Origin of the sequence: uncultured Dialister sp. (assembly GCA_900314595.1) — a bacterium.
Lineage (GTDB): Bacteria > Bacillota > Negativicutes > Veillonellales > Dialisteraceae > Dialister.
In genome coordinates, this window is record OMVW01000007.1 from 17,056 (window position 1) to 30,549 (window position 13,494).

Sequence of the window (13,494 nt, forward strand, 5' to 3'; positions counted from 1 at the left end):
CATACGGTTCTAAACACTCTATACTATGAGTACTGAAAATACTAAAATATTACAAAATACAAGTTGAAATTACCGAGAGGACTGTATGGAAGAAAAACTGATTCGTGCGACGATCGAGCTGATGATGGCCCGGTCCCTGAAATTTACGATGGATGATCTGGCGAAGAAGCTGCATGTGAGCAAGAGTACGATTTACGATATTGTGGATTCCAAGGAAGATTTAATCCGCCTTGTGATGCACTGGGCAATGAATAAATTTGACCGGGAGAAGGAGCCCCTCCTTCATGGGGAAGGACCGGTGACGACGAGGCTGGTCCAGCTCTGCGAGCTTTATTTCCACACGGTCTGGTATCTGCCGGACGTGGTGATGGAAGATCTGGAATACCGGTATGACGATATTTCCAGGGAATGGGAGGAATTCAAAGAGGCCCGGTTCGATGATATGGTCTCCCTCCTGCAGGAAGGTGTGGACAAGGGGGAGTATCGGAAAGTCAATGTCATGGCGGTGCGCCAGATTATTTTCTGCGCGGCCAAAGGATTGACAGACCCCGATTTCCTCAGAAAATCGGGAATGACTTCCAGGGCTCTCATGGATATCCTGGAAGATGTGGCGCTGAAAGGTCTGGAAAAGAGGGAAAAATGATGGAAAGAATGAAATATACAAAGAAACTGGTGCTCCTCTCCCTGCTGGGCATGGCTCTCGTTTTCTCGGGCTGTGGAAATAAAACGACTGTCACCACCCGGCCGCCTCTGGTGAAGACCATGACTGCCGGCGAAGTATCGAAGGGAGAGAAGAGTACGTTCTCGGGAACCGTCCACGGCTATTTTGAATCCCCCCTTGCTTTCCAGACCGGCGGACGCATCATGGCCCGTTATGTGGACCAGGGCCAGAGGGTCACGGCCGGGCAGCCGCTGATGAAAGTGGATTCCAAAGATGCGGAAGAACAGGTGGCCTCCGCCAGAGCGGCCCTCACCGCTTCCCAGGCGAGAGCGGATCTCGCTCATTCCACTCTTGCCCGGTATGAGAAACTGTACGCGCAAAATGCCATTTCCGCCCTCACCATGGACCAGATGGAAAATCAGGCAAGACTGGCAGACGCTGACCTTAATAATTCTCTTGCCACCCTTTCGAGAGCAGAAAATAATCTGGGATTTACCATTCTCACGGCTGACAGGTCAGGAGTCATCGGTTCCACTATGTACGAAGTGGGCCAGGTCATTGCGGCAGGGACTCCGGTGGTATCCATCATTGATGACTCCAGAAAAGATGTCCATATTTCCCTGACGGAAAAACAGTACAAAACCTATTCCGTGGGCATGCCGGCTACGGTCACTTTCTGGGCCCTTCCGAATGTGATGGTTCAGGGAAAAATCCGGGATATCGCGGCGGCTCCGAACAGTTCTACCGGAACCTATGATGCGAAAGTCACCCTGATCGATCCGCCGGAAACAGTGGTGGTCGGCATGACGGCAGAAGTGAAATTTGAAAGTCCAAAGAAGAAAGAATCTTTCTCCGTCCCTCTGACGGCCATGGCTACCCAGAATGACAAGCCTTCCGTATGGGTGGTGAAAGATAAGAAAGTCCACCTCGTGGAAGTCACTGCCGGCGAATACGGAGAAGATTCCGTGGAAATCACGGGCGGTCTCTCCAGGGGAGATATCGTGGTCATCGCCGGCGCTTCGAAGCTTTCTGAAGGAGAAGAGGTGCGCACATGAAGGATGAAACCCTGGCGGAATGGGCCATCCGTCATAAGCAGATCGTCTACTTCTTCGTGATTTCCATCATCATAGGCGGCCTGGCCTCCTTCTTTTCCCTGGGCCGCAGTGAAGACCCGAATTTCACCATCCGTGAAATGGTGGTGGCCGCTGCCTGGCCGGGAGCTTCAGCAGAGCAGATTACCGAGCAGGTGACCTATCCCCTGGAGAAAAAGCTTCAGGAAACAAGGGGCCTCGACTACATCAAGTCCTTCACCCACGATGGAAAAACGGTCATCTATGTGGATCTGGATGATACAGTGCCGAAAGATAAAGTGCAGGAGCGCTGGCACGAGGTACGAAATGCGGTGAACGACGTGTGGGCCGACCTGCCCGCGGGCGTCAGGGGACCCATCATCAATGACCGTTTCACAGACGTATACGGTTCCATTTATGCCCTGACCGGCGACGATTATTCTTATGAAGAAAAACGTAAGTATGCCGAAGATATAAGGCGCCAGCTTGTCCTTGTGGATGATGTGGAACAGGTGAAGCTTCTTGGCGTGCAGGAGCAGATGATTTATGTGGAAATGGACCAGAATAAACTGGCTTCCTTCGGCCTGTCTCCCGCAGCTATTTACCAGATGATTTCCCAGCAGTCTGCCATGATGCCGGCCGGTACCATTCATACGAATTCCAGAAATGTGGCCATTCGTGTGGACGGGCTTCTCGGCACGAAGGAAGCGCTGGAAAATATCCCCATTCATGTGGGAGAGCGCACGTTCCATCTGGGAGACGTGGCGAAAGTCACCCAGACCTATACGGACCCTGAGACGTCCCTCATGTATTTCAATGGAAAACCTTCCATCGGCATTGCCATTTCCATGAAAGATGGAGGAAATAACCTGGTTCTGGGCAAGAATCTGCAGGCCGTCATTGACCGGATGGCGCAGAATCTTCCGGCGGGTATGGAAGTGTCCCTGGTGGCAGACCAGCCGAAAGTGGTCAATAATTCCATCGGTGAATTTACCGAATCCCTCATCGAGGCCCTGGCTATTGTCATGGGCGTATCTTTCCTTTCCCTGGGCCTTAGGAGCGGTATGGTCCTGGCCATGTGCATTCCGGTGGTGGTCTGCTCTTCCTTCCTCTTTATGAAATGGTGGGGCATCGACCTTCATATCGTATCTCTGGGGACACTCATCCTGGCACTGGGACTTCTCGTAGATGATGCAATCATCGTCATCGAAATGATGCAGTCCAAACTGGAAATGGGATCCACCCGCATGGAGGCAGCCCAGGAAGCATTCAAATCCTGCGCCATGCCTATGCTGGCAGGAACCCTCATTACCATTGCAGGCTTTATTCCTGTAGGCCTTGCAGACGGCCAGGTTTCCGAATACTGCAATTCCCTTTTCTGGGTCATCGGTTCCACCCTTCTTCTTTCCTGGGTGGCTTCCATTTTCGTTTCTCCTGTCCTTGGCTATCAGTTTATCAAGCCCGGTACCGGTGATTCCGTGAGCGGGAGAGTAGAACGGCTGGGGCGGGAATACTGCAGGAAAGCCGTGAAATTTGTCATTCACTACAGGAAAATGACGATTCTTGTGACGATCGGCCTCTTTGCATTGACCGTGGCATCCCTTCCCTTTGTAAATCGGGAATTCTTCCCTGATTCCGTTCGTCCGGAAATTATTCTCGATGTGAACCTCCCCAGCGGAGCTTCCATCAAAGATACGAAGAAAGTCATGGCTGCGGTGGCAGATGAACTTTACGGAGACAATCGTGTTTCCTCCTTCTCCACCTATATCGGCGATACGGCCCCCAGGTTCATCCTCCTTTTCAATCCCCAGGCCGCTGAAGATGACCGGGGACAGATGATCATCGTGGCTGCCGATACGTCTTCCAGAGATTCCCTCCGGAAAGACGTGCAGGAATTTCTGGCTGAGAAATATCCGGAAGTCCGGGCTCACACCCGCCTCATCCAGACCGGTCCGCCTTCCGAATATCCGGTGATGTTCCGCCTGAGGGGACCTGACGCAGGAAAACTGGCAGCCCTTGCCAATGAAGGCCTTTCCCAGATGAAAGAAAATCCAAACGTCATCAATGCCTCCCTCGACTGGCCCCAGCAGACCCCTTCGGTGCAGCTGAAAATCAACCAGGATAAAGTGCGGGAACTGGGCATCGACAACTATGCCGTTTCCCAGGACCTTTATATCAAACTGTCCGGCTACAAAGTGGCTGAATCCTACCAGGGAGACCAGCTCGTTCCTATATCCTTCCGACTGGAAGGGGACAATGCGGCCCGCCTCGCCAGCCTTTCTTCCCTCCCCATTCACGTGGGAAGCGGACGGTACGTGCCGCTGGGCGAATTCGCCGATATTTCCTATAAAAATGAAACAAGCACCATCTGGCGTAGAAATATCGAACCCTGCATCACCCTCCGGAGCGACGTGGCAGCCGGCATGACGGGCGATACAGTGGCCAACGACGTCTGGGACAAGTATCTGAAGGAATTCCGTCAGAACCTTCCTGAAGGCTATACCCTTGAAAAAGACGGAGGCCTCGAATGGAGCGCCAAGTCTACAAAGCAGATCGCGGCTACCATTCCTCTCATGGTCTTCCTCATCCTGGCTATCCTGATTTTCGAAATGAAGAAAATCAGCATCATGGTCATTGCGGCCCTTTCCGCACCGCTGGCCCTCATCGGAAGCATCCTGACCCTGGTAGTTACCCAGAAAGCCATGGGATTTGTGGCCATCATCGGCATGCTTTCCCTGGGCGGTATGGCCATTCGAAATTCCATCATCCTCCTCGACCAGATCCGGCAGCACCGGGAAAAAGGACTTTCTCCCTACGATGCAGTAGTGGAATCAGCGGTCATCCGCTTCATCCCCATCATGCTCACCTCCCTTTCCGATATGATGGGCATGATACCGCTTGTAGTCAATCCATTCTGGGCGCCCATGTCCTGCGCCTTCATCGGCGGACTGACACTGGCGACCCCACTGGGACTTCTCTTCGTCCCGGCCCTCTATGCCTTCTGGTTCAGGATCGAAGAACCGAAGGATGAGAAATAGCCTCAAATTGTAAATGAAACGGTATAGTCCCTGACTTTTGTTTCGGGAATCCCGGGAATGTCGGGAATCCCGGGAAAGTCGGGAAGGAGGCGGCCTTTGGCCGCCTCTTTTTGTGGGAATTCTGCACAGGCGGAGGGGAAATTCTTGGATTCAAAAATATAATGAAATTCTAATAAAATAAAATTATATTTTTGTACTATATATGCAGAAAGCCAGAAAGAACGAGGCCTCGGGCCGAGGTCCGGTGCGATTCGCAGAGCGCTTAAAAATTTAATGCGAGTCAGGACCAGAGCCCACGTGTTCTTCCCGCTTTCCATCCTCGAGGAAATTCAAGATTTACAAAGTAGTTAAAAACAAAACAAGTCCTCCCCTCAAAAAGGAAATGGAAACATTCTGAAACCCAGTCATTCCGGCACCATACTGTTTCTCACGAGGTGCATACGTAAACGATAACGATTTCTGCAGCCGATTGATAAGTCATGCCCCGGAAACCTGGAATCTCGGATATTCTCTAAGCCCTCCACTATGGGAGGACTTGTTTTTGTGCCAAATCCGTCTGTCACAAAGTGGCAGGCGGATTTTTTTAGTTATCAGCCCGCAGTTTTCATCGAAGGTGGTCCGTTTTCCACAGAGAGCTGTCTGCGAACCTTTTGAAAGCACATAGAAGGATGACTGACTGTACATTTCCGGGATAAATGACTCTATCGGAAAATGCGGGTTCTCCCCAGGGAACACCGGCGCGGCTGATAGGGCAAGCAACGAAAAATGGCGGCCTGAGGCCGCCGGGATTCCATCCCTTGCCCTTTCAGGCCCTTTGGGCCAGCTTCCCCGAGGGGAAGCCTTCCCGCGTACCTTTTGAGTCAATTGGTGCGGGAATGGTACGTCATTAGACTCGATATCTTCATGGCACATATGAGGCTAATGACAAAACGTACTCGTGACAGATGACTCTACCCATAAGACGCGGGCTCTCCCTCGGGAGAGCTCCGCGACAGCGGTGAGAGGGCAGGCAAAGGAATTATTCTGCACTATCCATACATGGCAGATATGAGGAAAAAGGTAAGCACACTACCGGTCCCCACCCTTTCGAGTGCTGAAAGGGTGGCCGCGTAGCGGCCGGGTAAGTTCATCTATCATAAAAATCGAAAATGACTGCAAATACCTGAAGTAACTGGAAAGGGTATTCTTTTCTCAATCTCTCCGCGAGACGGTTGTACAACCTATCCGTCTGCTCCGCAGGCACCTTTCCATCCCAGGAAAGGTGGGGCCCTGTATCAAGCTGATGAGTATCTATATTTCTGCCGGCTAAGGATAGTGCAGGGGGAACATCAGTCATCCCATCCGGGGAAGGTTGACCATCAGGTGCCGGACCGCCGCCGGGAACCAGCCACTAACCACTAACTGCTTTCCCTCTTTATTTCCAAATCATTAAGTACTAAAATAGAGACAGAATATCCAAAGGAGGATTCAAAATGGAAGAAAGAGTCAAGAAAGTTCTGGAAGAGAATATCTGGTCCATCGCCACGGTCTGCGCGAAGGGCTGGCCGAATGTGGTACCGGTTGGTTTCAAGGCAGTCCTGCCTGACGGAAAACTGGCGGTAGGGGACGTTTTCATGAAACAGACCGTCCTGAACGTACAGTCCGGCCATCGCATGTCCGTTTCCGCCTACGATCCGAAGACCAATGAGGGCTATCAGGCCAAAGGCACGGCCGAATATGTCACTGAAGGGCCGGTGGTCGAAAAATTCCAGGCCATGGCTGAGCAGCTTTTCCACGGCGCAGCCAATGTCAAAGGAGCCATCATCCTCACCCCGACGAAGATCGTAGTCACCACCCCGGGACCGGAAAATAAGAAGGTTCTTCTCGGAGAATAAGACTGCGTGTCCGGAAGGATAGCTGCTGTTCCATAGACTTTGAGAAATAGTGGTAAGTGATAAGTGAAGGTGGGCGCCGAAATTATGGGGCGCCCATTTTTTTAGAAATAGTGGTAAGTGAAGGTGGCGGGCGTCGAGTTAAGAGACCCGCCATTTTATTTGGAAACTTTCATCTTTGACAACTATTGAATCGGGAATCCCGGGGATTACGGGAGTAGTATCGGGATTGTCGGGAAGGTGGCGGGCGTCAGAAAGAAGGCCCGCCGTTTTAAATTGTTTAATCCGGCTAACTGCTATTAGCCATTAGCCATTAGCTATTAGTTTTTCCTTTACAGTTTCCCCAAATCATGCGAAAATAAGCCAAATCAAAAGAGGTGAAATTTATGGAAGACAGGAAAAAGGGACTGATCACGGCCATCGGGTCTTACGTACTCTGGGGGTTCCTCATCATTTACTGGAAGCAGCTGGAGGGGGTGCCGGCTTATGAAATCCTGGCCCACCGGGTGGTGTGGTCCTTTTTCTTCATGATAATCGTGCTGGCGGTCCTGGGAATGATGGGGGATTTCCGGTCGCTTGCGAGAGAGCTGCTGCAGGATAAGAAGCGGGGGCTGCTCCTTGTCTTTGCCTCTTTCATCATCACGTCCAATTGGTGCACGTTCATCTGGGCCGTCACCCATGACCATATCCTGGATTCCAGTTTCGGTTACTATATCAATCCATTGGTGAGCGTATGCATGGGGGTCCTTTTCTTCCATGAAAAACTGATTTCCCTGAAATGGATCGCCCTTTTCATCGCACTCGGGGGCATTCTGTGGATGGGATTTTCCCTGGGCCATATGCCCTGGGTGGCGCTGTGGCTGGCTCTTTCCTTTGCGGCCTACGGGGCGGCGAAGAAGAAGCTCCATATCGATCCTTTCGCCAGCATTACCCTGGAAACACTGCTCACGATGCCCTTTGCCCTGGCGTACCTGCTTTTTGTGGAAATAGGAGGCACCGGTCATCTTCTTGCAGGAAATATGACTTACACTCTTTTCCTCCTGGGCGCAGGGGCGGCCACGGCCATTCCCCTCATTCTTTACACGGCAGGAGCCAATAACCTTCCCCTGAACCTTCTCGGTTTCCTTCAGTACATCAATCCCACCATGGGCCTTTTCATCGGCATATTTCTTTATGGCGAACCCTTCGATGAAAACCGTTTCCTCGGCTTTGCCTCCATATGGCTCGCCCTCATCCTCTTCACCATTGGGGATTTTCTGGAAATGCGGAGGACAAACCGGAAAGCATGATTTCCTATCTATTGCGGATATCGTAGAACGATTACCTCTGATGAAATCATTGAATTAAACACAATTGGGATAATCCTCATATATACTCGCGCCGCCGTTGCGGCGCACCTTCACGAACAACGAACAACGAAGAACGAAACCAATAAATCGTGCATAATCCATTCTGGCACCATGTGATATCTAGCCTATTTTCCGTTTGACATTCGTCCCCACTTGATAGAAAATAACGATAAAGGTTTCTTAAAATAAAAGGAGGAATACCATGGATATTGATTACCATTACGGCACCATGTACGTGCTGTCCCGGTGGGCGGAATTCGGCCCGTCCAATTCGAATATCATCGCCACCAGCGCCCAGTTTGTGGATGACAATATGGATGACAATTCATTCTCCGACAAGGCGGAAAAGGAAGCCATTGCCCAGGGCATCGAAATCCGTTATTCTTCCCAGAATATCTGGAACAATATCACCGGCAAGGGAAACTGCGAAGTATGGATTCCTTTCCATTTCCTGCCCGGCCTTCAGGGGGATACGGTGGAAGAGAAACTGGTCTGCAAAAAGTACAGCGAGCTTTCCAAAGCTCTGGGAGACCGGCTTCTGGAGACGACGCTGGATAACGGGAATTTCCCCTTCCGTCTGGGCGTGGGACTTCACGTCTATGCGGATACCTGGGCCCATCAGGGCTTTGCGGGCATCAATGCAGCCATCAACCGGGTGCAGAACCTGATTTTCAATACTTCCGGCGAAACGATTGAAAAATTCCTGAAAGATTTCATCGACAATCATCAGTCCGTTTCCGATTTCATCAATGATTTCAACCCCCTGGGCCATGTGGCAGCGGCCCACTGCCCGGACCGTCCCTACCTCTGGTGGAAGACAAAGGATCTTTTCGTGAACGGGCGGAAGAACTGGGAAGAATTCCTGGAAGCATCGGATGAAATATTCCGCATCCTCCAGCAGGTCTCCTGCGTGGAAGTGACCGGCCTTTCGGACGAGCAGAAGGCCATGCTCACGGACTGCTTCAAAGATATCCGGGACGAAGACTTCAACAAACGGTACGAAGAATGGCTGCGCAGGATCCATGAGAACTATTTCCGCATTGCCGATTTCTGCGATGAGGATAAAACGGTGGAATACAGTCCCCAGACCATCCTGGCAGATCCCGATTTCCGCAAAGCTTTCTATGAGGAAATCAACGACCACTTCTACTGGGTACGGGATAAGCTCCTGGAAGATGATATCGACGTGCTGAAGCTGGAAGCGGTGTACTGATTTTTTGTCAGGCTTCGATTTACGTTTTCAGTCATCTGCGGTCGTCGGATTGGGGATTGCGGATTGGGGATTGCGGGAAGGTGGGCGCCAAATTCATGGGGCGCCCATTTTTTAGTGGGACTTTGCACAGGCGGGGGAGGAACCATGGGTTTCATATCGGGTAGAAGTCGATAGCTATTAACCCATTAACCTCAATGCGGGGTTATCCATATGAAAGTCCGCCCGAAGGGAAGACAGGCGGCCGGCTATTAACCATTAACCTCAATGCGGGGTTATCCATATGAAAGTCCGCCCGAAGGGTAGACAGGTGGCCGGCTATTAACCATTAACCTCAATGCGGGGTCATTCATATGAAAGTCCGCCCGAAGGGGAGATAGGCGTCCGGCTATTAACCCATTAACCTCAATATAAAGTCATACATGTGACAGTCCGCTCCAAGGGTAGACAGGTGGCCGGCTATTAATCCATTAACCTTAATGTAAAGTCATCCATATGACAGTCCGCCCCAAGGGTAGACAGGTGGCTAGCTATTAACCCATTAACTTCAATGCAGGGTCATTCATATGAAAGTCTGCCCGAAAGGTAGACAGTCGGCCGTTCATTAACCATTAACCCCAATGAAAAGTTTCCATAACTCCGGCCCGCCTTTCGGCCATTCTGCTCACTGCGTACGGATAACTTTTACTTATGGTTATCTTCTTGTAAGCCAGCCTTCAGGTACGAAAGAATTTCATTCCCCACGGAAAAAATGATACAATATAGTTAAAGGTCTGTCGGAAGGGCCTAATCTTATGCATTGCAAGGAGGTCTATTATGCCAAAAGTTCTCGTGGTTTATGGTCATCCCGCACCGGGAAAATCTCTGGCGAATAAAACGATTCTGGAAACGCTTCTGGCCAAGTGCCCGGATATCGAAGTGCTGAAGCTTTCTGAGGAAGGCTTTGCTCCCCATGTGGAGGAGGACCAGAAGAAACTGGTGGCAGCGGACGTCATCGTCTTCCAGTTCCCGATTTTCTGGTATTCCTATCCGGCCCTCATGAAGCTCTGGGTGGAAGAAACCTTCGCTCACGGCTTTGCCTATGGTTCCACGGGAACGGCCCTCAAAGGCAAGAAACTCATCATTTCCTGCACCACCGGTTCTCCCACGGAGGCTTATGTACCGGGCGGTCCGAACGGCCATTACCTCAAGGATTTCTTCTATAATTTCCAGCAGCTGGCCGCTCTCTGCAGCATGGAATACCTGGAACCGGTCTACAGCCATGGCTGCGCCTACATTCCCGGCGTCATGCCCGAATCGGTAAAGGACAGAGTCATCGCCACCTGCAGGGCACATGGGGAAAAGCTGGCGGAGGTGCTGGAGTCTCTCTAACATAGTGCGGCTGACGAGTTGAGTCATTGTTTGTGAATCGGATTTCGGAATGCGGATTGCGGATTGCGGGAAGGTGTGCCGCTGAAGCGGCACGAGTATTTATGGGGACTCTGCACAGGCGGGGTGAAAGCCCGCAGGTCTCATGAAATCGAACGGAGTCCAACTCTGGCTTAAAAGTGAATGATTCATAAAGGAAATGAAGATGGCGTGGGTCATGTGTTTGGCTCACGCCGTTTTTGGTATAATTTATATGAAAAGAAAGTTCATTCACTCTATGTGGGATTCTGCTAACTGATAACTGATAACTTTAAACGAATTAAGATGAACAATCCGGTTTTGCTCCAATGAGGGAGGTCTTATGAAAGTTCTTGCGTGGATTGAGGAGACGGCAAAGCGTTCGCTTACGCGGTTCGGGGCGGCTTCGCTCTGGGGGCTCGCTCTTTTTCTGCTGCTTTCTTACCTGAATCTCTGGGAGAAAGACCATATCGACCTGCTGGCGGTGCTCTTTGCCCTGGGGAATGGGGCTCTTTCATCGGTAGTTATAAAAATCTTTCTGGAAATAAAAAATCGGAAAGTGATGCCCCTGATTTACCTCTTCCCCGGGGTCATTTTCTATGGACTTTTCTCTCTCTATCAGGCAAAATCCTACCTCATCCTGGGAGGGCTGGGCCTTGCGGCAGCTTTGACGGGCCTTCTCGTTTTCCTCCTTTCCGCGGAGAAAAAGGGAAAGTCTGCCTTTCCTCCCGTATTTCTGGCGGCTCTGGAATCATCCGGCCTGTCTCTCCTGACGGCGGGGGCCATTTCCCTCTGCATCGCGGCGGTGAATGCCCTTTTATTTCATCTGTCCTGGCGCTGGTGGACCGAGGCTTTCTATTTCGGCTTTTTCGTGGCTGGGTGGAATATGTTCCTCGCGGAAATTCCGGGGGTCCATGAGGAAATCGTCCTACCGCCCATGGCAGGCAAAGTGCTGACCCGGGTATTTCTCCCGCTTTATGGTATTTACCTCCTCATCCTGTACGGGTACCTTGGAAAAATCGCCTGGGCTTTTGAAATGCCCGAGGGCACCATGAACTGGTATGCTTCCATCGCCGTACTGGGCTATGTATTTTTCACCTTCATGCTCTATGGAAATAAAGATGAAAAAATTTCCCGACTCATCCGCCGGGGCGGCATCCTGCTCATCCCCATCGTGGCAGTCCAGCTCTGGGGCGTGTATATCCGCTATACCGCCTATGGTCTCACCACCTGGCGGTACCTTTCCCTTGTCTGCACTTTCTATGGCATCATCGCCATGGCTTCCGGCATTTCCGGGAAACCCATCCGTCCCCTTTTCCTGCTGGGAGCGCTGCTTTCTCTCCTGCTCACGGTTACGCCGGCAAATATCATCGACGTTCCCGCCAAAGACCAGCAGGCAAGGCTTATCGAAGTTCTGGAAAAGTACCATATGCTTTCCGATGGAAAAATCCTTCCCGGAAATGTGGAAGGGAAAGACCGGGAGACGCTCCTTTCCGCTTACCATTATCTGCACTATGACCGTTCAAGGGAGACCGATCCATTCATCGTGACCGTTTCCGAATCGGAAGTGTTAAAGGAAATAGGGGAAAGAAATCTGCCGGAACCAGAAGAAGTGAAAGAACTTTCCTATTTCCGGCTCACCGCGCCTATCCGGGAAATGTCCGTAGAAGGGTGGAAGCGGCTGATCCCGTTTAAAGGGAAAATCACGGACGGGAGGATCACCGTGAAATCGGAAACCGGGGAAGAAACCTTCGACGTGGGACCTTTCATGGAAAAATTCCCGAAAGAAGGGAAGCGGCAGTACGATGAACCGGTCTTCTTTGACCCCGATGAGCATCACCGGCTGTATTTCAAAGCGGTCAATTTTGAAGGAGGAAAACCGGTCCACGGGGAAGGGATTCTGCTGGAGAAGTGAATCCGGAAGAATCGAAAGACAGCTGCTTATAGGAAAATCGTACGTTTATAGTTTTTAGTTCTTGGTTTTTAGTGTCTGAGGCCGCACATCGAAACGGAAAGCGCGGCCTTTTCCTGTGATAAAAAAGCCCGCCTGGATTTCAAGCGGGCTTTCTATTCTAAACACTAACCACTAGATTATTTCGTCCCGAAGATTCTATCCCCGGCATCGCCGAGGCCCGGGAGGATGTATTTCTTCTCATTCAGCTGACGGTCAAGGGCAGCGGTGTAAATCGGCACTTCCGGATGGGCTTTGTTCACCACTTCTACCCCTTCCGGAGCAGCTACGAGGCACATGAATTTGATATTCTTTACGCCATGTTCTTTCATCATATCGATAGCTGCCACGGCAGAGCCGCCGGTAGCCAGCATGGGGTCCAGCAGGATGAAATCACGGTTGATCACATCCGGCAGTTTGCAGTAATATTCGATCGGTTTCGCGGTGACAGGATCGCGGTAGAGCCCGATGACGCCCACTCTGGCGGAAGGAACGAGATCCAGGAAACCATCGACCATGCCGAAGCCTGCGCGGAGGATGGGGACGATGCCCAGTTTCTTGCCGGCTACCCGTTTGCCGGTCGTCTTTTCAAGAGGAGTTTCAATTTCAAAATCTTCCAGCGGCAGGTCCCGGGTCAGTTCATAACCCATGAGCAGAGTGATTTCCTTCAGAAGCGTGCGGAATTCGCCGGAGCTGGTGCCCTTCTGGCGCATAATAGTCAGCTTGTGCTGAATCAGCGGATGATCAATGACATGAATCTGCATAATTGCCTCCCTCGGTAAATGATGATACGTATTTTGCTGATTTCATTGTAGCACAAATGGGGATTCGTTGAGAGAAAATTTATCCCGAAAAGGGAAACTGCTTTTGGTTAACTTTGGAAAATCGGATTTCGGATTTGGGATTGCGGATTGCGGGAAGGGGTGCCGCTGATGCGGCACGATTATATATGGGGATT

9 protein-coding genes are annotated in these 13,494 nt (G+C 51.1%); 8 read left to right on the forward strand and 1 reads right to left on the reverse strand.

Annotated elements, in window-relative coordinates; all coding sequences use genetic code 11:
- The first annotated feature begins 85 nt into the window (after window positions 1–85).
- The 8 genes from QZN42_RS03955 to QZN42_RS03990 all read left to right on the forward strand — a co-directional run bounded on the left by QZN42_RS03955 (window position 86) and on the right by QZN42_RS03990 (window position 12,500).
- Window positions 86–643 carry a TetR/AcrR family transcriptional regulator gene (locus tag QZN42_RS03955; protein WP_296954467.1) on the forward strand — a complete coding sequence of 186 codons (558 nt, stop codon included), beginning with the start codon at window positions 86–88 and terminating at the stop codon, window positions 641–643.
- Window positions 640–1,716: an efflux RND transporter periplasmic adaptor subunit gene (locus tag QZN42_RS03960; RefSeq protein ID WP_296954469.1), complete on the forward strand. Its 1,077-nt coding sequence runs from the start codon at window positions 640–642 to the stop codon at window positions 1,714–1,716. Before QZN42_RS03955 ends, QZN42_RS03960 begins: the two co-directional genes overlap by 4 nt.
- Window positions 1,713–4,769, forward strand: a complete 3,057-nt coding sequence (locus tag QZN42_RS03965; protein WP_296954471.1) for an efflux RND transporter permease subunit — start codon at window positions 1,713–1,715, stop codon at window positions 4,767–4,769. Before QZN42_RS03960 ends, QZN42_RS03965 begins: the two co-directional genes overlap by 4 nt.
- 1,472 nt (window positions 4,770–6,241) lie before the next feature.
- Window positions 6,242–6,643, forward strand: coding sequence for a pyridoxamine 5'-phosphate oxidase family protein (locus QZN42_RS03970; protein ID WP_296954473.1), 402 nt, complete (start codon window positions 6,242–6,244; stop codon window positions 6,641–6,643).
- A gap of 383 nt (window positions 6,644–7,026) precedes the next feature.
- On the forward strand, window positions 7,027–7,929 hold the full coding sequence (rarD, locus tag QZN42_RS03975) for an EamA family transporter RarD (RefSeq protein ID WP_296954475.1): 903 nt from the start codon (window positions 7,027–7,029) through the stop codon (window positions 7,927–7,929).
- 262 nt (window positions 7,930–8,191) lie between these two features.
- On the forward strand, window positions 8,192–9,202 hold the full coding sequence (locus QZN42_RS03980; RefSeq protein WP_296954478.1) for a DUF6765 family protein: 1,011 nt from the start codon (window positions 8,192–8,194) through the stop codon (window positions 9,200–9,202).
- Window positions 9,203–10,015: 813 nt separating this feature from the next.
- Entirely contained in the window at window positions 10,016–10,570 is a 555-nt protein-coding gene (locus QZN42_RS03985) for an NAD(P)H-dependent oxidoreductase (protein WP_296954480.1), read from the forward strand.
- 358 nt (window positions 10,571–10,928) lie between these two features.
- On the forward strand, window positions 10,929–12,500 hold the full coding sequence (locus QZN42_RS03990) for a DUF4153 domain-containing protein (protein WP_296954481.1): 1,572 nt from the start codon (window positions 10,929–10,931) through the stop codon (window positions 12,498–12,500).
- A gap of 176 nt (window positions 12,501–12,676) precedes the next feature.
- On the opposite strand, the gene upp is transcribed toward QZN42_RS03990, so the two are convergent.
- Window positions 12,677–13,300, reverse strand: coding sequence for a uracil phosphoribosyltransferase (upp, locus tag QZN42_RS03995; RefSeq protein ID WP_296954483.1), 624 nt, complete (start codon window positions 13,298–13,300; stop codon window positions 12,677–12,679).
- Window positions 13,301–13,494 lie beyond the last annotated feature (194 nt).

Excerpts from the sequence above, each read along its gene's own strand:
- QZN42_RS03970 (WP_296954473.1), top strand. The coding sequence starts at position 6,242 with ATGGAAGAAAGAGTCAAGAAAGTTCTGGAAGAGAATATCTGGTCCATC.
- QZN42_RS03985 (WP_296954480.1), top strand. The coding sequence starts at position 10,016 with ATGCCAAAAGTTCTCGTGGTTTATGGTCATCCCGCACCGGGAAAATCT.
- QZN42_RS03980 (WP_296954478.1), top strand. The coding sequence starts at position 8,192 with ATGGATATTGATTACCATTACGGCACCATGTACGTGCTGTCCCGGTGG.
- QZN42_RS03990 (WP_296954481.1), top strand. The coding sequence starts at position 10,929 with ATGAAAGTTCTTGCGTGGATTGAGGAGACGGCAAAGCGTTCGCTTACG.
- QZN42_RS03965 (WP_296954471.1), top strand. The coding sequence starts at position 1,713 with ATGAAGGATGAAACCCTGGCGGAATGGGCCATCCGTCATAAGCAGATC.
- rarD (WP_296954475.1), top strand. The coding sequence starts at position 7,027 with ATGGAAGACAGGAAAAAGGGACTGATCACGGCCATCGGGTCTTACGTA.
- upp (WP_296954483.1), bottom strand. The coding sequence starts at position 13,300 with ATGCAGATTCATGTCATTGATCATCCGCTGATTCAGCACAAGCTGACT.
- QZN42_RS03960 (WP_296954469.1), top strand. The coding sequence starts at position 640 with ATGATGGAAAGAATGAAATATACAAAGAAACTGGTGCTCCTCTCCCTG.
- QZN42_RS03955 (WP_296954467.1), top strand. The coding sequence starts at position 86 with ATGGAAGAAAAACTGATTCGTGCGACGATCGAGCTGATGATGGCCCGG.